This window comes from Streptomyces sp. WAC07094, assembly GCF_036320405.1.
GTDB lineage: Bacteria > Actinomycetota > Actinomycetes > Streptomycetales > Streptomycetaceae > Streptomyces > Streptomyces lannensis.
Genome location: NZ_JAVMJZ010000001.1, coordinates 4,198,460 through 4,220,934 on the forward strand (window position 1 = coordinate 4,198,460; position 22,475 = coordinate 4,220,934).

18 protein-coding genes are annotated in these 22,475 nt (G+C 67.3%); 8 read left to right on the forward strand and 10 right to left on the reverse strand.

From position 1 onward, the window contains the following. Positions 1 to 6: 6 nt before the first annotated feature. Positions 7 to 2,445: a DUF6049 family protein gene (locus tag RCR19_RS18495; protein WP_331266159.1), complete on the reverse strand. Its 2,439-nt coding sequence runs from the start codon at positions 2,443 to 2,445 to the stop codon at positions 7 to 9. Positions 2,446 to 2,688: 243 nt separating this feature from the next. Here RCR19_RS18495 and RCR19_RS18500 point away from each other — a divergent pair, with 243 nt between their 5' ends. Continuing rightward, positions 2,689 to 4,155: a CCA tRNA nucleotidyltransferase gene (locus tag RCR19_RS18500; RefSeq protein WP_331266160.1), complete on the forward strand. Its 1,467-nt coding sequence runs from the start codon at positions 2,689 to 2,691 to the stop codon at positions 4,153 to 4,155. Positions 4,156 to 4,278: 123 nt separating this feature from the next. Here the strand turns inward: RCR19_RS18500 and RCR19_RS18505 are convergent, their stop codons facing one another. The 4 genes from RCR19_RS18505 to RCR19_RS18520 form a co-directional block, all read right to left on the reverse strand. Further along, positions 4,279 to 4,863 (reverse strand): hypothetical protein, encoded by a 585-nt coding sequence (locus RCR19_RS18505; RefSeq protein WP_331266161.1) that lies wholly within the window; start codon positions 4,861 to 4,863, stop codon positions 4,279 to 4,281. An 85-nt stretch (positions 4,864 to 4,948) separates the two neighbouring features. Then, the gene (locus tag RCR19_RS18510; protein WP_331266162.1) at positions 4,949 to 6,241 is read right to left on the reverse strand and encodes an MFS transporter; all 1,293 of its coding nucleotides are present in this window, start codon (positions 6,239 to 6,241) and stop codon (positions 4,949 to 4,951) included. A gap of 90 nt (positions 6,242 to 6,331) precedes the next feature. Beyond that, positions 6,332 to 7,414, reverse strand: a complete 1,083-nt coding sequence (locus RCR19_RS18515) for an inositol-3-phosphate synthase (protein WP_331266163.1) — start codon at positions 7,412 to 7,414, stop codon at positions 6,332 to 6,334. Between the two features lie 44 nt (positions 7,415 to 7,458). Continuing rightward, positions 7,459 to 8,139 (reverse strand): PadR family transcriptional regulator, encoded by a 681-nt coding sequence (locus tag RCR19_RS18520; protein WP_331266164.1) that lies wholly within the window; start codon positions 8,137 to 8,139, stop codon positions 7,459 to 7,461. 373 nt (positions 8,140 to 8,512) lie between these two features. On the opposite strand from RCR19_RS18520, the gene RCR19_RS18525 reads away from it, so the two are divergent. Next, on the forward strand, positions 8,513 to 11,203 hold the full coding sequence (locus RCR19_RS18525; RefSeq protein WP_331266165.1) for a transglycosylase domain-containing protein: 2,691 nt from the start codon (positions 8,513 to 8,515) through the stop codon (positions 11,201 to 11,203). A 129-nt stretch (positions 11,204 to 11,332) separates the two neighbouring features. Beyond that, positions 11,333 to 12,841, forward strand: coding sequence for a glycosyltransferase 87 family protein (locus tag RCR19_RS18530; protein ID WP_331266166.1), 1,509 nt, complete (start codon positions 11,333 to 11,335; stop codon positions 12,839 to 12,841). 88 nt (positions 12,842 to 12,929) lie between these two features. Here the strand turns inward: RCR19_RS18530 and RCR19_RS18535 are convergent, their stop codons facing one another. The 3 genes from RCR19_RS18535 to RCR19_RS18545 form a co-directional block, all read right to left on the reverse strand. Continuing rightward, positions 12,930 to 13,961, reverse strand: a complete 1,032-nt coding sequence (locus RCR19_RS18535) for an alanine racemase (protein WP_115975775.1) — start codon at positions 13,959 to 13,961, stop codon at positions 12,930 to 12,932. A gap of 142 nt (positions 13,962 to 14,103) precedes the next feature. Beyond that, positions 14,104 to 15,222, reverse strand: a complete 1,119-nt coding sequence (femX, locus tag RCR19_RS18540) for a peptidoglycan bridge formation glycyltransferase FemX (protein WP_331266167.1) — start codon at positions 15,220 to 15,222, stop codon at positions 14,104 to 14,106. Positions 15,223 to 15,380: 158 nt separating this feature from the next. Continuing rightward, positions 15,381 to 15,698, reverse strand: a complete 318-nt coding sequence (locus tag RCR19_RS18545; RefSeq protein ID WP_059127391.1) for a hypothetical protein — start codon at positions 15,696 to 15,698, stop codon at positions 15,381 to 15,383. A 264-nt stretch (positions 15,699 to 15,962) separates the two neighbouring features. On the opposite strand from RCR19_RS18545, the gene rpsF reads away from it, so the two are divergent. From rpsF to rplI, 4 genes are all read left to right on the forward strand, one after another. Next, positions 15,963 to 16,253 carry a 30S ribosomal protein S6 gene (gene rpsF / locus RCR19_RS18550; RefSeq protein ID WP_059127390.1) on the forward strand — a complete coding sequence of 97 codons (291 nt, stop codon included), beginning with the start codon at positions 15,963 to 15,965 and terminating at the stop codon, positions 16,251 to 16,253. A 74-nt stretch (positions 16,254 to 16,327) separates the two neighbouring features. Further along, on the forward strand, positions 16,328 to 16,918 hold the full coding sequence (locus tag RCR19_RS18555; protein ID WP_331266168.1) for a single-stranded DNA-binding protein: 591 nt from the start codon (positions 16,328 to 16,330) through the stop codon (positions 16,916 to 16,918). Between the two features lie 81 nt (positions 16,919 to 16,999). Beyond that, entirely contained in the window at positions 17,000 to 17,236 is a 237-nt protein-coding gene (rpsR, locus tag RCR19_RS18560; protein WP_003949403.1) for a 30S ribosomal protein S18, read from the forward strand. A gap of 18 nt (positions 17,237 to 17,254) precedes the next feature. Further along, positions 17,255 to 17,701, forward strand: coding sequence for a 50S ribosomal protein L9 (gene rplI / locus RCR19_RS18565; protein WP_331266169.1), 447 nt, complete (start codon positions 17,255 to 17,257; stop codon positions 17,699 to 17,701). 158 nt (positions 17,702 to 17,859) lie between these two features. On the opposite strand, the gene RCR19_RS18570 is transcribed toward rplI, so the two are convergent. Next, positions 17,860 to 19,197 (reverse strand): MATE family efflux transporter, encoded by a 1,338-nt coding sequence (locus tag RCR19_RS18570; protein ID WP_331266170.1) that lies wholly within the window; start codon positions 19,195 to 19,197, stop codon positions 17,860 to 17,862. A 460-nt stretch (positions 19,198 to 19,657) separates the two neighbouring features. Between RCR19_RS18570 and dnaB the strand changes: the two genes are divergently transcribed. Further along, complete coding sequence (dnaB, locus tag RCR19_RS18575; RefSeq protein ID WP_059127386.1) at positions 19,658 to 21,133, forward strand: replicative DNA helicase; 1,476 nt, start codon at positions 19,658 to 19,660, stop codon at positions 21,131 to 21,133. A gap of 186 nt (positions 21,134 to 21,319) precedes the next feature. Here the strand turns inward: dnaB and RCR19_RS18580 are convergent, their stop codons facing one another. Beyond that, entirely contained in the window at positions 21,320 to 22,429 is a 1,110-nt protein-coding gene (locus RCR19_RS18580; protein WP_331269480.1) for an FAD-dependent monooxygenase, read from the reverse strand. Positions 22,430 to 22,475 lie beyond the last annotated feature (46 nt).

The window sequence follows — 22,475 nt, forward strand, 5'->3', positions numbered from 1 at the left end:
CATCGCTCAACGGTCCACTCTCTCACCCGCGCCGGACGGGTCGGCGCTTTCCGTTGCGGTGTCCGGTGTCGGGTCACTCGGCTGCTTCCGGTCGTCTGCCCCGGTCTCCGCGTCCGACTCCCCTCCCGGTGTCCCCGCCGAGGTTTCGCCGTCCCCAGTGTCTACGGTCCCGTCCCCGGCCTCGTTCAGACCGCCCTCTTCCGAGGCGCCGTCCGTGCCCTCGGGGCCGTCCGTCTGCTCTTCCTCGGCCCGCTGTGCGGCCAGCCTCTTGCGTTGGGTGTACATGCGGAATCCGGCGAGCACCAGCAGCAGGACTCCGCCGGCGATGACCAGCATCACCGTGGGCGTGATCTCGGTGACGTTCACATCGAAGGTGACGGCGGGGCCGTAGGCACGGCCGTCCTCCGTGAAGAGCTGGGCCACGACGGCGGCCCGGCCGTTGGCGTTGGCCGTGGTCGTGAACTTCACGGACTGGCTGTGGCCGCCCGAGACGGTGATGGGCTGCTCGTAGTAGGGGCCGTTGCCGACCTTCAGTCGGGTCGGCTGCTGCGAGGTCAGTCGCAGTACCAGATGGTCGACACCCTGCATCAGGTTGTTCTGGACCGTGACCGGGATAGTGGCGCTGCGACCGGAGAGCTTCGTCTCGGACTTCTGGATCAGCCTGACCTGGCTGGTGAGCTGCTCGAGGTACGACGACACGCCTTGGCGGAACGTCGACGCCTTGGTGGCGTGCCCTCGCCACTGCGTGGACACGGAGCGATCTATCGCCCGTCCGAAGGGGGTCACGACCCGGGAGGGGTCGCTGAGGATCACCTGGAAGCTGTCGAGCTTGTCCTGGGTCTCCTCGATCTGCTGGAACGCCGACTGGGGCAGCTCCGCCCTGCGCAGCGACGAGGGGTAGCGGGACACGGACGGCACCTTGGTCGTGGCGCCCGGATCAGGCTTGGCCTTGGCGGCATCCGACAGATCGGAGGGCAGGGACCAGCCGCCTCCCTGGAGGGTCCTCACCGCCTGCGCCATCGACTGGGCCTGGTCGGCGGAGGGCATCCGCTGCGGGGCGATGACGATGCTGCGGGCCCTGTCGGGCTTCTGCAGGTTGATCATCAGGCTCTGGGCGAGGAACTTCTGCACGGCGAGGGTGGAGTCCGCGGCCGAGGTCATGTCACCCCGGAACAGCGTCGACAGGCCGGCGTCCGCGACCACGGCCGTCGTTCCGCCGCCGATGGGGCGGGCGGCCGTGGGTGTGTACGACAGCTGATCGTCCTGGAGGCTGTCGCTGCGGGCGATCACCTTGTCGGCGCCCGCGGAGGTGGCGACCTTGACGATCGACGGATCGATCGCACCGTCCACCGGCCAGGCGAAGTCGGTGTCGGCTTTCACATGGAGGACGGTCTCCACCGTGCTGGACGCCACATCCGTGGCGTCCTTGAGGTGGCTCAGGGAGCCCGTGACGTTTCTGCCGTTGTGCGCCAGTGAGGCCAGGTCGGGGTCGGCGAACGGGAGCGCGACGACCTCCTTGTCCTGGACGGCCTTCTCGAGCTCGGAGAGCCACTGCTTGGCGATGTTCTGGTTCTTGCCCGCCGTGACCTTGTCGCCCTCGCCCTTGATGCTGTAGCTGCCCGTCATGGCGTCCACCGACGCGAGCAGGTCCGGGTCGATCACCCATGTGACGTCCAGGTCCTTGCCGAGCGACAGGAGCTGGGAGAGACGGCCGCCCGGAGCGAGCTCCCGGGCGAGGTCGTCGTTCTGGAAGACGGGTGTCTGCTGCTGGTTGGGAAGCGTCTCCGCGGTCATGTGGACGCCGGAGATCAACGGCCACAGGAACGTCGTCCTGGTCTTGGTGGAGGCGCCGTCGGGCTGCCACGGCAGAAAGGTCCGCTGGATGCCGAGCACCTGCTCGTAGGGCTGTGAGGCGGTCTCACCGGAGAGCGAGACACCGAGCTGGTAGACCCCGTCGGAACCGAGATCCAGGTCCTCGACGGGAACGGAGATGCTGAAGGGCTGCGAGACACCCGGGGCGAGCTTGTCGAACTCGGTGACGTACTTGCCACCCAGCTCGGAGCCGTCGGTGCCCGGCCGGTATCCGGTCCGGTCGGCCGCGTCGGCGATGGCCGCGCGACTGTACAGGGGCGTCGGAGCGACGCGCAGACCCACATGCGCGTCCGTGACGGACTGCTTGCCGTTGTTGGTGACCGTGCCGGAGACGGTCAGGGTGTCGTGGTCGGTCGGCGTACTGGGGGTCAGAGAGTCGACGGAGACGCTGACCGTGCGGGAACCGGTTGCCTGTGCCGGAGAGCTCTTCTCGGCGGCCTGAGCGGCCTGGCCGGCGGGCAGCTGCAGCAGGCCGGCCAGCAGAGGCGCGCCCGCGAGCAGCGCTCCGGTGCGCCGGAGCCACCGACGGGCAGGTGAGGGACTCATCCCCTGGAAGTCTGCCGCCTCGGCCACGCGCTCGCCCGTCCCTCGTCGTCGTCAGTGGTCGTCGGAATGTGCGTCCACGCATGGTAACGATGCGCGCGGAGGGGAAGTGCCGCGGTCCGTGCCCCAAGATCCGTACCGGGCGTTCGGCTGCCCTTTATCTACTGAGATACGAGTAAACATCCAGGGGGGATGTTTGTGCATGTTCACCAGGCGCTCGTACCCGTTAATGGGGGCGCCCGTCCGCGTCCCGGCCACGTACCCTTTTCTGCTGTGCCGAACGCCAACGAAGACAATCCCAGTGCCCTGAACCAGGTGCAACGCCGTGCAGTGAGCGAACTACTGCGGGTGTCCCCCGTCGCCGACGATCTCGCCCGTCGTTTTGAGGACGCCGGGTTCTCGCTCGCCCTGGTCGGCGGCTCGGTGCGGGATGCCCTGCTCGGGCGTCTGGGCAATGACCTCGATTTCACGACCGATGCCCGCCCCGAGGACGTTCTGAAGATCGTGAGGCCTTGGGCGGATGCCACGTGGGACGTGGGCATCGCCTTCGGTACGGTCGGCGCGCAGAAGGACGCCCGTGTCGGAGACGTGGTGCAGCGCTTCCAGATCGAGGTGACGACCTACCGGTCCGAGGCCTACGACCGGACCTCGCGCAAGCCCGAGGTGTCGTACGGCGACTCCATCGAGCAGGATCTGGTCCGTAGGGACTTCACGGTCAATGCGATGGCCGTCTCGCTGCCCGAGAAAGAGTTCGTCGATCCGTACGGCGGTCTCGGTGACCTCGCCGCCCGGGTGCTCCGTACCCCCGGCACCCCCGAGGACTCGTTCTCGGACGACCCGCTGCGCATGATGCGGGCCGCCCGCTTCGCCGCCCAGCTGGACTTCGAGGTCGCTCCCGAGGTGGTCGAGGCCATGAAGGAGATGGCCGGCCGTATCGAGATCGTCTCCGCCGAGCGTGTGCGAGACGAGCTGAACAAGCTCATCCTGTCCGCCCACCCCCGCAAGGGGCTGAGGCTGCTGGTGGAGACCGGGATCGCCGACCGCGTCATTCCGGAGCTTCCCGCATTGCGGTTGGAGCGTGATGAGCACCACCGCCACAAGGACGTCTACGACCACACGTTGATCGTGCTGGAACAGGCGATGGCGCTGGAGGAGAACGGCCCCGACCTGACCTTGCGGATTGCCGCACTGCTCCATGACATCGGGAAGCCCAGGACGCGACGCTTCGAGGACGACGGCCGGGTCTCCTTCCACCACCACGAGGTGGTCGGCGCCAAGATGACCAAGAAGCGGATGACGGCACTGAAGTACCCCAACGACCTGGTGAGGGACGTCTCACGTCTGGTCGAGCTGCATCTGCGCTTCCATGGTTATGGCGCCGGCGAGTGGACCGACTCCGCCGTACGCCGCTATGTGCGTGACGCCGGTCCGGTCCTCGACCGCCTCCACAAGCTGACCCGGTCGGACTGCACGACCCGTAACAAGCGCAAGGCGGCCGCGCTCTCCCGGGCCTACGACGGCTTGGAGAAGCGTATTGCCCAGCTCCAGGAGCAGGAGGAGCTGGACGCGATCCGCCCCGACCTGGACGGCAACCAGATCATGGAGATCCTGGGTGTCGGCCCAGGGCCGGTTGTGGGTCAGGCGTACAAGTTCTTGCTGGAGCTCCGGCTGGAGAACGGCCCGATGGGGCACGACGCCGCGGTGGCGGCACTCAAGCGCTGGTGGGCCGAGCAGAGCTGAGATGTGGAACGGGGTCATGTTTCACGTGAAACATGACCCCGTGATGCGACGAAGTCCCTCAACCCGATGGGGGCGATGTTTCACGTGAAACATCGCCCCCATCGTCGTTCTCAGCCCGAGGTGTTACTTGGTCTCCTTCAGGCAGAGCACCACGTCGTGGCCTCCACCGGACTGGATGTAGGAGATCGTCGCCGCCTCGACGTTCTGGCACTTGTTCTCGTCGCTGCTGCCGTCAAACTTCTGGACGACCTTGTACTGGGCCTCGCTGGAGGAGCAGTCGACTTCCTTGAGGTCGGCACTGCTGTCCGTCCCGGCGTTGTGCATGCAGGAGCCCACCGACGTGGTCTCCGCATCCGTCTCGGTCATGAACCAACCTATGCCGAACTTGATGCCGGCGACGATGAGCGCAACAACGATGACGCCGACGATGCGCAGAGCCTTCTTACCGCCGCGCTTGGCAGGACCGGCCTGCGGCGGGAGCGGAGCGGGACCACCCTGGTTCGGGAACGGTGCGTAGGGGGCACCCTGCGGCGGAACGCCGGGGTAGCCGCCCTGCTGCGGCGGGACCCCCGGCTGGCCGGCCTGCTGAGGAGCTCCGGGGTAACCGGCTTGCTGCGGCGGGACCCCCGGGTAGCCGGGCTGCTGCCCCATGGGCGCGGTGGGCTGCTGGGCGTAAGGATTCGAGCCCTGGGGCGGCGGAGTGGTCACTTTGGGGGTCCCCCTCGAACGTGGGTGCGCGTGGCGCGAAATAAGACGCACGTAAGCTACCGGTGAGGACTGACAACTCTGAAGTTCAGCAAGGGTCCGTAGCCTTGATGTGACACTTAAGGCGTTCAAATCGGTGCATAGTCACAGCGATGGCCGCGTAGACAAGCCCGACCACGACCACGAGTGGGACTGAACGGCCGTCAGGAGGCAGCATCAGGGCGGCGACACCCGCGGCGCCGACGAACGCGACGTTGAACAGGACGTCGTAGACGGAGAAGACCCGCCCCCGGAAGCCGTCGTCGACAGCGTGCTGCACGATCGTGTCGGTGGAGATCTTCGCGCCCTGTGTGATCAGCCCCAGCACGAAGGCGGCCACCAGCATGGGACCCGTGGCGAACGGCAGACCGAGCGCGGGCTCCAGGACCGCTGCAACGGCGGCGCACATGACGATCCAGCCGCCGGGGCCGAGGCGCCCCGCAGCCCACGGCGTCACCACCGCTGCAACGAAGAACCCGGCACCGGACACCCCCAAGGCCAGTCCCAGGAGGGCGAGTCCACGGCTGGAGTCCGAGGACAGGGCGTATCGGCACAGCATGAGAACCAGGACGAGCAGCGCGCCGTAGCAGAACCGCATCAGCGTCATCGCCCCCAGAGCCCAGGCGGCCTCCCGGCGTGGAGGGTCCCCGAGATGCCGTACGCCCGCCGCCAGGTCGCGTGTGGCGCCGGCGAGGGCGGTGCCGAGCCTCGGCGGCGCCGACTCCTTGTCGGGGCCCAGCTGTTCCGGGGCCAGACTCAGCGACGCGAGTGCCGCACCCAGATACAGAGCGGCGCCGAGGAGTACCACCGCCGCGTCGGAGTCCGCTGCCACCAGGCGAACGACGAAGGCGAGCCCTCCGCCCGCGGTGGCGGCGAGCGTGCCGGCCGTCGGGGACAGCGAGTTCGCGATGACCAGACGTTCGTCGTCGACGACATGCGGCAGTGCCGCGGACAGGCCCGCCAGGACGAAGCGATTGATCGCGGTGACGCACAGCGCGGATGCGAAGAAGAGCCAGTCCGGGACATGGCCGAGCATCAGGACGGCCGTCGCGCAGGCGAGCACGGCACGCAACAGGTTGCCGTAGAGGAAGACCTGGCGGCGCCGCCAGCGGTCCAGGAGAACGCCCGCGAACGGGCCGACTAGAGAGTAAGGAAGGAGCAGTACGGCCATGGCGGAGGCGATGGCCCCGGGCGAGGTCTGCTTCTCCGGGGAGAAGACGACGTAGGCGGCGAGCGCGACCTGGTAGACGCCGTCGGCTCCCTGGGACAGCAGCCGCACGGTGAGCAGCCGCCGGAAGTCCCGGAAGCGCAAAAGGACACGCAGGTCGCGCACGACGGACATGGGGCACAGCCTCACATACTGCGCGGGTCCCCGGGCGCGCGGCCCAGGGACCCGATGAGAACCGGCGGACCGGTCTCGGAGCGCGGTTGCTCAGCGCTCGACGTCGCCCCTGATGAACTTCTCGACGTTCTCGCGGGCCTCGTCGTCGAAGTACTGGACCGGCGGGGACTTCATGAAGTACGAGGACGCGGACAGGATCGGGCCACCGATGCCGCGGTCCTTGGCGATCTTCGCGGCACGCAGGGCGTCGATGATGACACCGGCGGAGTTCGGGGAGTCCCAGACCTCGAGCTTGTACTCCAGGTTCAGCGGGACGTCACCGAAGGCGCGGCCCTCGAGGCGGACGTAAGCCCACTTGCGGTCGTCGAGCCAGGCCACATAGTCGGACGGGCCGATGTGGACGTTCTTCTCGCCGAGGTCCCGGTCGGGGATCTGGGAGGTGACGGCCTGCGTCTTGGAGATCTTCTTGGACTCCAGACGCTCGCGCTCGAGCATGTTCTTGAAGTCCATGTTGCCGCCGACGTTCAGCTGCATGGTCCGGTCCAGGATGACGCCCCGGTCCTCGAACAGCTTCGCCATGACACGGTGCGTGATGGTGGCGCCGACCTGGGACTTGATGTCGTCGCCGACGATCGGGACGCCCGCCTCGGTGAACTTGTCGGCCCACTCCTTGGTGCCGGCGATGAAGACCGGAAGGGCGTTGACGAAGGCGACCTTGGCGTCGATGGCGCACTGGGCGTAGAACTTCGCCGCGGCCTCGGAACCGACCGGCAGGTAGCAGACGAGGACGTCGACCTGCTTGTCCTTGAGGATCTGGACGATGTCGACCGGGGCCTCGGCGGACTCCTCGATGGTGGCGCGGTAGTACTTGCCGAGACCGTCGAGGGTGTGGCCGCGCTGAACCGTCACGCCGGTGGACGGGACGTCGCAGATCTTGATGGTGTTGTTCTCCGAGGCGCCGATGGCGTCGGAGAGGTCGAGGCCGACCTTCTTGGCGTCCACGTCGAACGCGGCGACGAACTCCACGTCACGGACGTGGTAGTCGCCGAACTGGACGTGCATCAGACCCGGGACCTTGGACGCCGGGTCGGCGTCCTTGTAGTACTCGACTCCCTGTACCAGCGATGCGGCGCAGTTGCCCACGCCGACGATGGCTACGCGAACCGAACCCATTCCGGTTGCTCCCTGTGTGTGCGAGGTGAAGCCCCGACTGGACCTCACGTGGTGGTGTCGTCGGACGGATCCGGCCGGGACGTGTCCCGGTTCCGGGGCAGGCCGCCCGTCTCTCCAGATGTGCTGTTCGAAGCGGAACCGTCGGCGTTGGAACCTCTGAGATCCCGTCCGGCCCGCTCGCTCTCGATGAGCTCGTTCAGCCAGCGCACTTCGCGCTCCACGGACTCCATTCCGTGGCGCTGGAGCTCGAGGGTGTAGTCGTCGAGGCGCTCCCGGGTGCGTACCAGGGAGGCACGCATCTTCTCCAGGCGCTCCTCCAGGCGGCTGCGGCGGCCCTCCAGCACGCGCATGCGCACGTCCCGGGAGGTCTGTCCGAAGAAGGCGAAACGAGCGGCGAAGTGCTCGTCCTCGTACGCGTCGGGACCCGTCTGTGCGAGCAGCTCCTCGAAGTGCTCCTTACCCTGCGCCGTCAGCCGATAGACGATCTTGGCGCGCCGCCCCGCGAGCGGTGCGGCGAGGACGTCGTCGGGTGTGCCGGCCGATTCCTCGATCAACCAGCCGTTGGCGACCAGCGTCTTGAGGCATGGGTAGAGCGTCCCGTAGCTGAACGCACGGAACACACCCAGTGACGTATTGAGTCGCTTGCGCAGCTCGTAGCCGTGCATCGGGGACTCGCGGAGCAGGCCGAGGATGGCGAACTCGAGGATCCCGGAACGCCGGCTCATGTGCGCCTCCTTCCTGTCGCTGACTCGTCCACACGGACTTTATCTCGTGCTGATGTATCGACTCGATACATCAGCACGATAGAACGCCTCTCCGGGTGCGACAAGAGGGGCGAGGGTGAACGGGGTCACATCACCGATTAGTGGAGGCAAGTTGCCTGATTTGGGGTGACCTTGGGGACTCGGGGGGTTTCGACGGTGCGTAGTCTGTGCGGCATGCACATCACCGGGAACCGAGTGACGCCCGAGGGCGTCCTCGTCCTCGGTGCCGTACGGGTGAATGCAACAACGACCACATCCGTACTTCGGGGGGACCGGAAACCTGCTGCCGTTTCCAGGCGCGCCAGGATGCGCCTGCCCGAGGAGTAATCGTTCGATGAGCGAGCACCGTCGCAAACCGTCGCAGCCCCAAGGAGGCGGACGTGCCGCGGCCCGACGTGGCCAGTCGGCGTCGTCCTCCGGCCGCCGCGCGGCACCGCGAGGCGCCACCGGGTCTCCTTCCGATGAGTATGGAGTGGGAGGTGAGGAGCGCCCGTACGGTGGCCGAGCCGATGCCCGACGGGCAGCCCAGAGAGGTGGAGGCAGCCGTCGCAGGACCCCGGACGGCCCGGGCCGTGGGCCGGGCGGCCCGAACGGGCCCGGGCGGGGCAGAGGGCGTGCCACGCCTCCCGGTAAGAAGCGCCTCATCGACTACCCGCGGGCGGGCAAGTATGGAGCCGCGCGCTGGGTGCCCTCGTGGAAGCTGGTGAGCGGCCTGTTCATCGGCTTCATAGGAAGCCTCGTGGCAGTCGCGGGCATCGGATACGCCATGGTGAGCGTCCCGAACGTGGCACAGACCGCGCAGGCGCAGAACAACGTCTATTACTGGGCCGACGGCACCCAGATGGTGGCGACGGGCGGTGAGACGAACCGCCAGATCGTCAATCTCTCGCAGATTCCCCAGGCGATGCGGTACGCGGTCATCTCCCAGGAGAACAAGACCTTCTACACCGACAGCGGCATCGACCCGAAGGGCATCGCGCGCGCCGTCTTCAACATGGCGACGGGCGGTCAGACCCAGGGTGGCTCCACCATCACCCAGCAGTATGTGAAGAACGCGCGCCTTGACGACCAGTCCCAGACGGTCAGCCGCAAGTTCAAGGAGATCTTCATCTCGATCAAGGTGGGGGCGACCGTCAAGAAGGACGACATCCTCGCCGGCTACCTGAACTCCGCGTACTACGGCCGCAACGCCTACGGCATCCAGGCCGCCGCGCGTGCGTACTTCGACAAGGACGCCGTCAAGCTCAACCCGGGTGAGTGCGCCTTCCTGGCGGCGATGCTCAAGGGCGCCACGTACTACGACCCGGAGGGCGCGACCTCGATCGACACGTCCGCCACCCCGACGGCCAACAGCGCGCGTGCCCTTCGCCAGATGCAGGACACCTTGGACAAGATGGTCCTGTACAACCACCTGAGCGCCTCGGATCGGGCCAAGTACACGACCTTGCCCAAGTGGAAGAATTCGCGGTCCAACACCCGGCTGAGCGGTCAAGTCGGCTACCTCGTCGACCTGGCCAACAGCTATCTGGTGACCCACAGCGACAAGACCCATGTCTCCCAGGACGTGCTGCAGCGGGGTGGCCTCTCGATCTACACGACCTTCCAGAAGAAGAAGGTGGACCAGCTCGAGTCCGCCGTGAAGAAGGTCCAGCAGGCGAACATCAAACCCGAGAAGCGCCCCAAGACGGACAAGTTCGTCCAGTTCGGCGGTGCTTCGGTGAACCCGACCTCCGGCGCCATCGAGGCGATCTACGGCGGTGAGGACGCGACCAAGCACTTCACCGACAACGCCGACCAGACCGGTGCCCAGGTGGGTTCGACGTTCAAGCCCTTCGTGCTGGCGGCCGCGATGAAGTGGGGCGTCCGCAACAAGGACCTCGGACCGGAGCAGGCGCAGGACGAACGCACGGTCGTCTCCCCGAAGAGCCTGTACAGCGGCAAGAACAAGCTCAAGATCAAGAATTACGACGGCACCGTCTGGACCGACAAGGACGACAAGGAATGGCTGCAGACCAACGACGGCGGTGAGTCGGTGGGACGTGCGCCCGACTACAAGATCGACCTCCGTGAGGCGATGCGGGAGTCGGTCAACTCCGTCTACGTCCAGCTCGGCATGGATGTGGGTCTGGACAAGGTCAAGCAGAGCGTCCTGGACGCGGGTATCCTGGACAGCAGCCTGGCCAGCTCCGCCTTCCCGTCGTTCTCCATCGGCACCTCCGACCCCAGCGCGATCCGCATGGCGGGTGCGTACGCCACCTTCGCGGCCAGCGGCAAGCAGAACGACCCGTACTCGGTCGACAAGGTCACCAGCAAGGACGGAACGACCTACCAGCACACCAAGGCGACCAAGCAGCCCTACACCTCGGCCGTCGCCGACAATGTGACGGACGTCCTGAAGACCGTGGTGGACAAGGGCACCGGTACCGCGGCCAGGCTCCCCGGCCGCGAGGTGGCGGGCAAGACCGGTACGACGGACGGCAACAAGTCCGCCTGGTTCGTCGGATACACCCCGCAGTTGTCGACCGCGATCGGCATGTACCGCATGGACGACGACGAGAAGAGCAAGTCGCGCACGTTCTTGGAGATGTACGGAACGGGTGGCCAGGACAAGATCCATGGTGCCTCGTTCCCGGCCGAGATCTGGCACGACTACATGGCGCAGGCGCTTCAAGGGCAGCCGGCGGAGTCGTTCCCGACGCCCGAGCCCATCGGTGAGGTCGTCAACGCCGCCCCGAGCCCGAGTGTGACCCCGTCGCCCACGCCGAGCCTCACACAGAGCCCGTCGCCGACTCCGACGCCGACGCGGTCCCAGCTCACGGCTCCGCCCACGCCGAGCGACACCTGTGGCAACTTCGGTTGGGGTTGTGCGAACAACGGCGGCAACAACAACGGCGGTACCGACACCGGCGGTACCGACACCGGCGGTACAGGGGGGGTGACCTCGTCGCCGACGGAGAGCGCGGGCAACGGGAACACCCGGGGTAACGGGAACAACGGGGGACTCTTCGGAGGGCCGAACGGGTAGCCGTCACCGAGTGTGTTTCACGTGAAACGCTCTGTTTCACGTGAAACACCGACCGGACAAGGGCCGTCACATCGACCAGGTGTGGCGGCCCTCGGCGTGTTCCTACTCTGATGCGGCAGTATGAGCCCCATGCCCAGTGCAGAGACGACGCGCGCGAGCGTCCACGAGCCGGACACGGTGCGGCCGACCCGGGAAGACGAGGTCGCCGCGGCCGGCAGTGAGCTGATCGGCGGCCCCATCGGACGGCGTGCGCTGCTCGGGACCTCCTGGTGGACTCCCGTACGGGTCGTGGCGCTCGTCGCGATCGGGATGTTCGCCCTGGGGATGGTCCAGAAACTGCCCTGCTACGACAGCGGCTGGTTCTTCGGGGCCAGCGCCCAGTACACGCACGCGTGCTACTCGGACATCCCGCACCTCTACCAGGGGCGCGGTTTCGCCGACGGGCTCGTGCCGTACTTCGACAGACTTCCCGGCGACATGAGCTACTTGGAGTACCCCGTACTCACCGGTGTGTTCATGGAGGTCGCTTCCTGGCTGACCCCGGGCAGCGGCGCCCTCCAGTCCAGGGAACAGACCTACTGGATGGTCAACGCCGGGATGCTCATGGTGTGCGCCGTGGTCATCGCCGTATGCACCGCACGCACGCACCGCCGGCGCCCCTGGGACGGCCTCCTGGTCGCGCTGGCGCCCGCCTTCGCACTGACAGCCACCATCAACTGGGACCTGCTTGCCGTGGCCCTGCTGGCCGCCGCGATGCTGATGTGGTCGCGCGGCCGAGTGCTCGCTTTCGGAGTCCTCGTCGGGCTCGCCACGGCCGCCAAGTTCTATCCGTTCCTGGTTCTCGGACCGCTGCTCGTGCTGTGCTGGCGGGCGGGCAGATGGCGGGAGTACGGGACCGCCCTCCTGGGGGCCGTCGGCGCGTGGCTCCTGGTCAATCTGCCTGTGATGTTCCTCGCCCCCGAGGGCTGGTCGAAGTTCTACAGCTTCAGCCGTGAACGCGGCGTCGACTTCGGCTCGGTCTTCCTGTTCATCTCGCGCTGGTTCAACATCGAGATCACCAAGGACACGGCCAACATCTGCGCGATGATCATGATGGTGTTCGCCTGTCTGGGTATCGCCGCGATGACGCTGACGGCTCCGCGCCGACCGCGCTTCGCACAGCTCGCGTTCCTGATCGTCGCGGCGTTCATCCTCACCAACAAGGTCTACTCGCCGCAGTACGTGCTGTGGCTGGTTCCCCTGGCGGCGCTGGCCAGGCCCCGCTGGCGGGACTTCCTGATCTGGCAGGCCTGCGAAGTGGCGTACTTCCTGGGGATCTGGATGTACCTCGCCTACACGACGAGCGGAGACGCTCACAAGGGCCTGCCGACGGACGGATACCAAGTCGCCATCGCCGCACACCTCTTGGGCACGCTCTTCCTGTGCGCCATGGTCGTACGCGACATCTTCATGCCGGAACGGGACACAGTGCGCCGGGCCGGTGACGACGATCCAGCGGGCGGTGTGCTGGACGGTGCGCCGGATGCGTTCGCGCTGGGGGCCGCGGCTCATCCACCCCGGCACGCGGCGCACTTCGAGGGGCCGCACGTGGAGTGGGGCAGCCCCGTCGCGGAGCCCACGGGAAAGAGTTCGCCTTGAGCGAACAGAACCACAGGACTCCATGACAGAGGCCGTACACGGAATCCGTGTACGGCCTCTGCGTGCTCGGGGCGGTTGCGACCCGCTCTCAGCGGTCGACGATCCGGTCGAACTGCGTCGTGGTGTGACGTAGGTGGGCCACCAACTCGTCGCCGACCTTCGGCTCGGTGGCATCCGCGGGGATGAAGAGGATCGAGACCTGCATGTGCGGGGGCTCGGCGAACCAGCGCTGCTTGCCCGCCCAGACGAACGGCGAAAGATTCCGGTTCACCGTCGCGAGACCGGCCCGGGCGACGCCCTTGGCGCGCGGCATGACGCCGTGCAGGGCCTTGGGGGCCTCCAGACCCACCCCGTGCGACGTTCCGCCCGCCACGACGGTCAGGAAGCCGTCGGAGGCCGCCTTCTGCTGCCGGTAGCCGAAGCGCTCGCCCTTGGAGATCCTCGTGACGTCCAGGATGGCCCCGCGGTACTCCGTGGCCTCGTGGTCCCCCAGCCAGAGCCGGGTGCCGATACGGGCACGGAAGCGCGTCTGCGGGAACTGCTGCTGCAGCCGGACCAGTTCCTCGGCCTTGAGGTGGCTCACGAACATCGTGTGCAGCGGCAGCCGGGCCGCACGCAGCCGGTCCATCCAGCCGATGACCTCCTCGACGGCGTCGGAGCCGTCCGTGCGGTCGAGGGGCAGATGAATGGCGAAGCCTTCGAGGCGGACGTTCTCGATGGCGGCGTGCAGAAGGGACAGTTCCTGCTCGCTCACGCCGTGCCGCTTCATCGAGGACATCACCTCGATGACCACGCGGGCCCCCACGAGCCCGTACACGCCGTCCACGGACGACACCGAGCGGATGACCCGGTCGGGCAGCGGAACGGGCTCCTCGCCGCGCCGGAAGGGCGTCAGCACCAGCAGGTCACCGCCGAACCAGTCCTTGATCCGGGCCGCCTCGTACGTCGTGCCCACGGCGAGGACGTCGGCTCCCAGCCGGGTGGCCTCCTCCGCCAGCCGCTCGTGGCCGAAGCCGTAGCCGTTGCCCTTGCAGACGGGGACGAGCCCCGGGAACTGCTCCCGCACGTGCTTGTGGTGTGCCCGCCAGCGCGCGGTGTCGACGTAGAGCGTGAGCGCCATGGCCGGTCCCGGAACCTTTCTTGTGGCTGCCGTGTGTCAGAGGTCTGAGAGGAAATTGTGGCGTATCCGCCGGGCCGGCGGGCGATGCCGGAGCGCTCGGGCCGTCGGCCCGTGGGCCGGGGCATCGGCTGCGGCGCCGAAGTCAGCGGCGCGACATGTAGAGGTCGAGCGCCTTGTGGAGCAGCTTGTTCAGGGGGAAGTCCCATTCGCCGAGGTACTCGGCGGCCTGCCCGCCCGTGCCCACCTTGAACTGGATCAGGCCGAAGAGGTGGTCGGTCTCGTCCAGGGAGTCGGAGATGCCGCGCAGGTCGTAGACGGTGGCGCCGAGCGCGTAGGCGTCGCGCAGCATCCGCCACTGCATCGCGTTCGAGGGCCGGACCTCGCGCCCGACGTTGTCGGAGGCGCCGTAGGAGTACCACACGTGTCCGCCGACGATCAGCATCGTCGCGGCCGAGAGGTTCACGCCGTTGTGCCGTGCGAAGTACAGCCGCATGCGGTTGGGGTCCTCGCTGTTGAGGGCCGTCCACATGCGCTGGAAGTACGACAGCGGGCGGGGCCGGAAGTGGTCTCGCACAGCCGTGATCTCGTACAGCCGCTGCCATTCCTCGAGATCGTGGTAGCCGCCCTGGACCACCTCGACACCGGCCTTCTCGGCCTTCTTGATGTTGCGGCGCCACAGCTGGTTGAAGTTCTTGTGGACTTCTTCCAGGGAGCGGTTGGCGAGCGGCACCTGGAAGACGTACCGGGGCTGCACGTCACCGAAGCCGGCGCCGCCGTCCTCGCCCTGCTGCCACCCCATGCGGCGCAGCTTGTCGGCGACCTCGAAGGCCCGCGGCTCGATGAAGTCCGCCTCGATGTCGCGCAGACGCTTCACGTCCGGGTCCTGGATGCCCTGCTTGATGGAGCTCGCCTCCCAGCGCCGGATGATCACCGGCGGGCCCATCTTCACCGAGAAGGCGCCCTGCTGCTTGAGGTGCGCGAGCATCGGCTGGATCCAGTCGTTCAGATTCGGCGCGAACCAGTTGATGACCGGGCCCTCGGGCAGATAGGCGAGGTAGCGCTTGAGCTTGGGCAGTTGGCGGTACAGGACGAGCCCCGCGCCCACGAGTTCACCGCTCTTGTCGAACCAGCCGAGGCTCTCGGAGCGCCACTCCGCCTTGACGTCTGCCCAGGCCGGGACCTGCATGTGGCTCGCCGACGGCAGGCTCTGGATGTACGCCAGATGCTGCTCGCGGCTGATCGTCCTCAGGGTCAGGCTCATTCGGGGCGCTCCTCGGGCTGGTGTGTCCCCATGGGTACAGGGGCTCCGGCTCTCGCGCCGAAGCCTACTGCGCCCTACGAGCGCCCCGAATGGCTGTATGGAACCTCTGTGCCCATTGAATCCCGCCGCGGACCGTGGAGCCGCGGCGGGATTCGGCGTCAGCTGCCGACGACGCCGCCGAAGAGACCGCCGTGGGCCATGCCGAGGAAGAAGCCGATGGCCGCGGCGCCGAGGCCCAGGATCAGGCCGAAGCGCTCACGGGTCGTGACGGAGATGTACTGGCCGAAGGCACCGGTGAAGATCCCCACCAGGCCGGTCCAGGAGCTGATCAGATGCAGGCTGTGGAACATCGCCGTGACGAAGGACGTGATCCCGAGCACCAGGGTCACCAGGAGAAGGGTGTCCTGGACGGGATGGGCCTTGCCGTCCGTGGCGAAGAGAGAACCGGTGGTGTTGGGTCGCAATACCTGTGCCATAGGGCACCTCCTGCGGAAGGCGGCGCATCGTAGCGCCATACACACCCGATGTGTACAGATTGACGGGCTACCCGGCCGGATTTCAACCGGAAGCACGTGTGCGGGTACTCTGTACCGTCTGCACCGGTGTCTGCCCAGGCCGTGCCGGGTCAACCGCCGACCGACATCCGATTGTCAGTGGCGGCCGATACCGTTGCGTACGCATCACAACCCTCCTGCCACGGAACGACCGTGGCCGCTGAGTCCAGAGGAGGTGGGTTCCACATGCGTCACTACGAGGTGATGGTCATCCTCGACCCCGATCTCGAGGAGCGTGCTGTCTCCCCGCTGATCGACAACTTCCTTTCGGTCGTCCGTGACGGCGGCGGAAAGGTCGAGAAGGTCGACACCTGGGGTCGTCGTCGTCTCTCGTACGAGATCAGGAAGAAGCCCGAGGGCATCTACTCGGTCATCGACCTGCAGGCCGAGCCTGCGGTCGTCAAGGAGCTCGACCGCCAGATGAACCTGAACGAGTCGGTCCTCCGGACCAAGGTCCTCCGTCCCGAGACCCACTGAGCTTTCGCTCAGTGATCCCGGGATCCGAGTAGCAGCACAAGCAGCCAGCAGCAAACCCGCCGAGAGGTTCCCCCATGGCAGGCGAGACCGTCATCACGGTCGTCGGCAATCTTGTCGATGACCCCGAGCTGCGCTTCACCCCGTCCGGTGCGGCGGTCGCGAAGTTCCGTGTCGCGTCCACCCCCCGCACCTTCGACCGGCAGACGAACGAGTGGAAGGACGGCGAGAGCCTGTTCCTGACCTGCTCGGTCTGGCGTCAGGCGGCGGAGAACGTCGCCGAGTCGCTCCAGCGAGGCATGCGCGTCATCGTGCAGGGCCGGCTGAAGCAGCGGTCCTACGAAGACCGTGAGGGCGTCAAGCGCACGGTCTACGAGCTCGACGTCGACGAGGTCGGCGCGAGCCTGCGCAACGCCACGGCCAAGGTCACCAAGACCGCGGCCGGACGCGGTGGGCAGCAGGGTGGTTACGGCGGCGGCGGTGGCGGCGGCCAGGGTGGCGGCGGCTGGGGCGGCGGCCCCGGTGGCGGCCAGCAGGGCGGCGGCGCTCCGGCCGCCGACCCGTGGGCGACCGGCACCCCGGCCGGCGGCCAGGGCGGCGGTGGCTGGGGCGGCGGCTCCGGCGGCGGCGGTGGCGGCGGCGGCTACTCGGACGAGCCCCCCTTCTAGGCCATTGGGCCGGGTCCTCGGACCCGGACGGGGCGAAGGTGGGCCGTACCCCACACTTCTTGATCACACAGGAGAAACACCATGGCGAAGCCGCCTGTGCGCAAGCCGAAGAAGAAGGTCTGCGCTTTCTGCAAGGACAAGGTCACGTACGTGGACTACAAGGACACGAACATGCTGCGGAAGTTCATTTCCGACCGCGGCAAGATCCGTGCCCGCCGCGTGACCGGCAACTGCACGCAGCACCAGCGTGACGTCGCCACGGCCGTGAAGAACAGCCGTGAGATGGCGCTGCTGCCCTACACGTCCACCGCACGCTAAGGGAAGGGTGACCGACACATGAAGATCATCCTCACCCACGAGGTCTCCGGCCTCGGTGCCGCCGGCGAGGTCGTCGACGTCAAGGACGGCTACGCTCGCAACTACCTGATCCCGCGGAACTTCGCGATCCGCTGGACCAAGGGCGGCGAGAAGGACGTCGAGCAGATCCGTCGTGCTCGCAAGATCCATGAGATCCAGACCATCGAGCAGGCCAACCAGATCAAGGCCCAGCTCGAGGGTGTCAAGGTCCGTCTGGCTGTTCGCTCCGGCGATGCCGGCCGTCTGTTCGGTTCCGTCACCCCGGCCGACATCGCCTCGGCGATCAAGGCCTCCGGTGGCCCCGAGGTGGACAAGCGCCGCATCGAGCTGGGCAGCCCGATCAAGACGCTGGGCGCCCACGAGACGTCCGTGCGTCTGCACCCCGAGGTTGCCGCCAAGGTCAGCATCGAGGTTGTCGCGGCGTGAACGCTGCGCTCGGCTTGAACAGCTGAGGGAGGGGCCGTACCCGACGGGTACGGCCCTTCTTCGTGTCCGACCAAGGGCGGGTGTCGTTTCACGTGAAACAGCGCGAATCAGGACGCCGTTTCACGTGAAACGGCGTGAACCCGGGACCTCGGGTCCGCTCAGCGCGTCGCCCCGGTCACGATCCAGTGGCCCGAGCGAGAGCGCAGCCACAAGGTGACCATGCGCACGGTCATCATCAAGGTCATGGCTGCCCACAGCGCGGTGAGCGCTCCACCGAGAACGGGGACGAGCAGGGCTACGGGTGCGAAGACCGCCAGGGTGAGCGACATGGCCCAAGCGAGATAGCGTCCGTCCCCCGCACCCATCAGTACGCCATCGAGGACAAAAACGACGCCGCAGATGGGCTGTGAGACGGCCACGAGGATCAGGGCCGGTAGGGCCGCCTGATGGACAAGCGGATCACCGGTGAACAGGGGCAGGAAGAGCGGACGGGTCGCGAGGACGAGCAGACCGAGTCCGACCCCGGTGGCGATGCCCCACTGCACCATCCGGCGGCACGCATCGCGGGCTCCTTGTGGATCGTTCGCTCCGAGATAGCGTCCGATGATGGCCTGTCCCGCGATGGCGATCGCGTCCAGGGCGAAGGCGAGCAGGCTCCACAGGGACAGGACGATCTGATGCGCGGCGATATCCACGTCCCCAAGTCGTGCGGCGACGGCAGTGGCGATCATCAAGATCGCCCGCAAGGACAATGTGCGGACCAACAGAGGTACTCCGGCCTGTGCCGAGGCACGTATCCCGGCCGTATCTGGCCGCAACGAGGCACCATGTCGACGGGCTCCACGGACGACGACGACCAGATACACGGTGGCCATACCGCACTGGGCAATGACCGTTCCCCAGGCGGAGCCCGCGATCCCCAGACCGGCGCCGTAGACGAGGGTCGCGTTCAGGACGGCGTTGGCGACAAAGCCGGCGATGGCGACGTACAGCGGTGTCCGGGTGTCCTGCAGCCCCCGCAGGACACCGGTCGCGGCAAGCACCACCAGCATCGCGGGGATGCCCAGGGCGGAGATCCGCAGATACGTCGTCGCATAGGGGGCGGCTGTCTGCGAGGCACCGAAGAGTTCGACGATGCCGGGGGCGGTGGGCAGGACGACGGCGATCACGACGGCTCCCAGGAGCATCGCGAGCCAGATGCCGTCCATGCCCTGGCGGATGGCCGCTCCCAGTTCGCCGGCGCCGACCCGGCGGGCGACCGCGGCTGTCGTGGCATAAGCGAGGAAGACGAAGACGCTCACGGCGGTGGTGAGGAGCGCCGAGGCGACTCCGAGGCCGGCCAGTTGCGCAGTGCCGAGATGGCCGACGATCGCACTGTCGGCCATCACGAACAGGGGCTCTGCGACGAGTGCGCCGAAGGCCGGAACCGCCAGTGCGACGATCTCCCGGTCGTGCCGGTGTCGGATGGCGCGCGGTGTCGCCGGGGCCTGTGTCATGGGCACCAATCTAACCGTCCACAGGTAAGCGACGCAAAGCAGTTGTGACCCTTACGAAGATCCAAGTGTGACGCGGCGTCGTGTCCCCTTCGCGGGGATCTTGCTCTAACGGGGGAAGTTTTTCTTCTGCACAGCCGGTGGATGGGAAAGATGCTGGTCAACGAGTTTTTGACGGGGTGCCTGAGGGCTTGTTCACAGGACTGTCCACCGCACCGTGCACAGGTTTTGAGGAGTTCTCCACAGCATCCGGGCGCTCGTCCACATGGCCTGTGGATAACCAGATTGGCTGACGGTGCCGACGGGCCTAACGTGGTGCGGCGCCCGCTCCCTCCTCCGTCCTCGGAAAACGCACAAAACCGACGCGCTAGAACCGGAGCAGGGCTTCTCGCTTTGTCAGTGTCGTGCCCTAGAAATGAGGTGCACGGCGAGGTCCGCGCGGCGGACGGGAGGAGGCGGCCCGGTGAGCATTTCCGAGCCCTTGGACGATCCGTGGGCCGACAGCGCTCCGGGTGATCGTGTCCCTGCCTCCCGCCAGGGCCGTGACGGTGGCCGAGGCCGCGACGAGCAGCACGACCGCGGTCAGGACAGTGGCGCATGGGACGGCGCGGGCTCCTCCTTCGAGCGTGTCCCGCCGCAGGACCTGGACGCGGAGCAGTCCGTGCTCGGCGGCATGCTCCTGTCCAAGGACGCCATCGCCGACGTCGTCGAGATCCTCAAGGGCCACGACTTCTACCGGCCCGCGCACGAGACGATCTACCAGGCGATCCTCGACCTGTACGCGAAGGGTGAACCGGCCGACCCCATCACGGTCGCAGCCGAGCTCACCAAGCGCGGTGAGATCACCAAGGTCGGCGGAGCCCCGTATCTGCACACCCTGGTCCAGACGGTTCCGACCGCGGCCAACGCCGAGTACTACGCGCAGATCGTGCACGAGCGGGCGGTCCTGCGCCGGCTGGTCGAGGCCGGCACCCGCATCACACAGATGGGATACGCGGCCGACGGCGACATCGACGAGATCGTCAACAGCGCCCAGGCCGAGATCTTCGCCGTCACCGAGCAGCGCACCGCCGAGGACTATCTGCCGCTCAGCGAGATCATGGAGGGCGCGCTCGACGAGATCGAGGCGATCGGTTCACGCTCGGGGGAGATGACCGGTGTGCCGACCGGTTTCACCGATCTCGACCAGCTCACCAATGGTCTGCACCCGGGCCAGATGATCATCGTCGCGGCCCGTCCCGCCATGGGTAAGTCGACCCTGGCACTGGACTTCGCGCGGACGGCGTCCATCAAGCACAACCTGCCGAGTGTGATCTTCTCGCTCGAGATGGGCCGCAACGAGATCGCGATGCGACTGCTGTCCGCCGAGGCGCGGGTGGCGCTGCACCACATGCGGTCCGGCACGATGACCGACGAGGACTGGACCCGCCTCGCCCGCAGGATGCCCGATGTCTCGGCCGCCCCTCTCTACATCGACGACTCGCCGAACCTGTCGATGATGGAGATCCGCGCCAAATGCCGGCGCCTGAAGCAGCGCAACGACCTCAAGCTGGTCGTCATCGACTATCTGCAGCTGATGCAGTCCGGCTCCAAGCGGTCCGAGAGCCGGCAGCAGGAGGTCTCCGAGATGTCCCGGAACCTCAAGCTCCTGGCCAAGGAGCTGGAGCTGCCGGTGATCGCACTCTCGCAGCTCAACCGAGGCCCCGAACAGCGCACCGACAAGAAGCCGATGGTGTCCGACCTGCGTGAGTCCGGCTCGATCGAGCAGGACGCCGACATGGTGATCCTGCTGCACCGCGAGGACGCCTACGAGAAGGAGTCCCCCCGCGCGGGCGAGGCGGACATCATCGTCGGCAAGCACCGTAATGGCCCGACGGCGACGATCACGGTCGCCTTCCAGGGCCACTACTCACGATTCGTGGACATGGCGCAGACGTGATCTTCAGCGTTGCAGGGCACTTTCGTCACCCTGGCTTCCGCCGACACGGGGAGGCCGGCCTCGTCCAGCGGGCAGGCGCCGAGCGCGGCCCATCGGCAGGGCAGATGACCGATGGGTGGAGACCGGCACCGGAGGTCGTGATCGCGTCGGCTGGACGACCGGTTTCCTGGTCGTAGTCGGTTACCTTCAGCCAGGTTGGAAGAACGCGAGCATTTTCTGGGCGGCGTCCGGCAGCGCCAGCAATTCCTGCATGTCCGTGGACATTCGGGCGGCAGCGCCGGTGCGTTCGAACATCTCGCGCTCGTAGCCTTTGACTGCGACGGCAAAGTCGTCCGGGTGCGCGGCCAGCGCGAGACCCAGCAGTGCGCCGTCGAGCAGCGCCATGTTGGCGCCCTCTCCCACCGGCGGCATCAGGTGCGCGGCATCGCCGAGCAGCGTGACGCCTGGAGTCGACGGCCAGGTCAGACCGACCGGGAGAGTGGTGACCGACCGCGGCACGACCGTGTCGTCGCAGGCCGCGATCAGCGCGGTGAACCGTGAGTCCCAGCCGGGGAGCAGTTCGATCAGCCGCGCCCGGGCGGCGGCCGGGTCGTCGAACGGGATCCCACTGGTCGCGAACCAGTCCTCGGCGGTGTTGTAGAAGCTGAGGCCGATGCGAACGCGGCCGTCGCCGTTGCGCTGCGCCGCCAGGGACACCCCGTTGCCGAGAACCCAGTAGGTGCCGCGCCCGACCATCGCCGCGAGGTCCGGATGCGTGCGGTCGATGTCGGGAATGCCGATCTCGACGACGTTATGGCCGGTATGCGCCGGACGGGCCTCGGTGACCAGTGTGCGGACCCGGGACTGAGCGCCGTCCGCGCCGACCAGCAGGTCGTATGTCGCACTGCTGCCGTCGCCGAAATGCAGCAGGCCGTTGTCGGCCGATGTGAACGCGCGTCCCCAGCGCACCACGTCTTCGGGGAGGGAATCCAGCAGCAGGTCGCGCAGATCGGCGCGGTCGACCTCGGGTCGCTCAAGTGGGGCGTCGTCGGGCGTGTCCTCCTGGAGCAGCAAGGTGCCGTCCGGCTCCAGAAGCCGCATGTCCTGGCCTTCACCGCGAGCAATCGCGTAGAACCGGTCGATCAGACCGGCCTCGCGCAGCGCCCGCTGCCCCGAGTGGATGTCGAGCATGCCGCCCTGACCCCGCGCGCCGCGTGACGGCTCACGTTCGTACACGACGGAGTCCAGGCCGTTCACGTGCAGGACCCGGGCCAGAGTCAGGCCACCGAGGCCGGCTCCGACGATGGCAATGGTCATGGTTGCTTCCCCTCCGATACGCCGCACTGGTCGATACACTGTATCG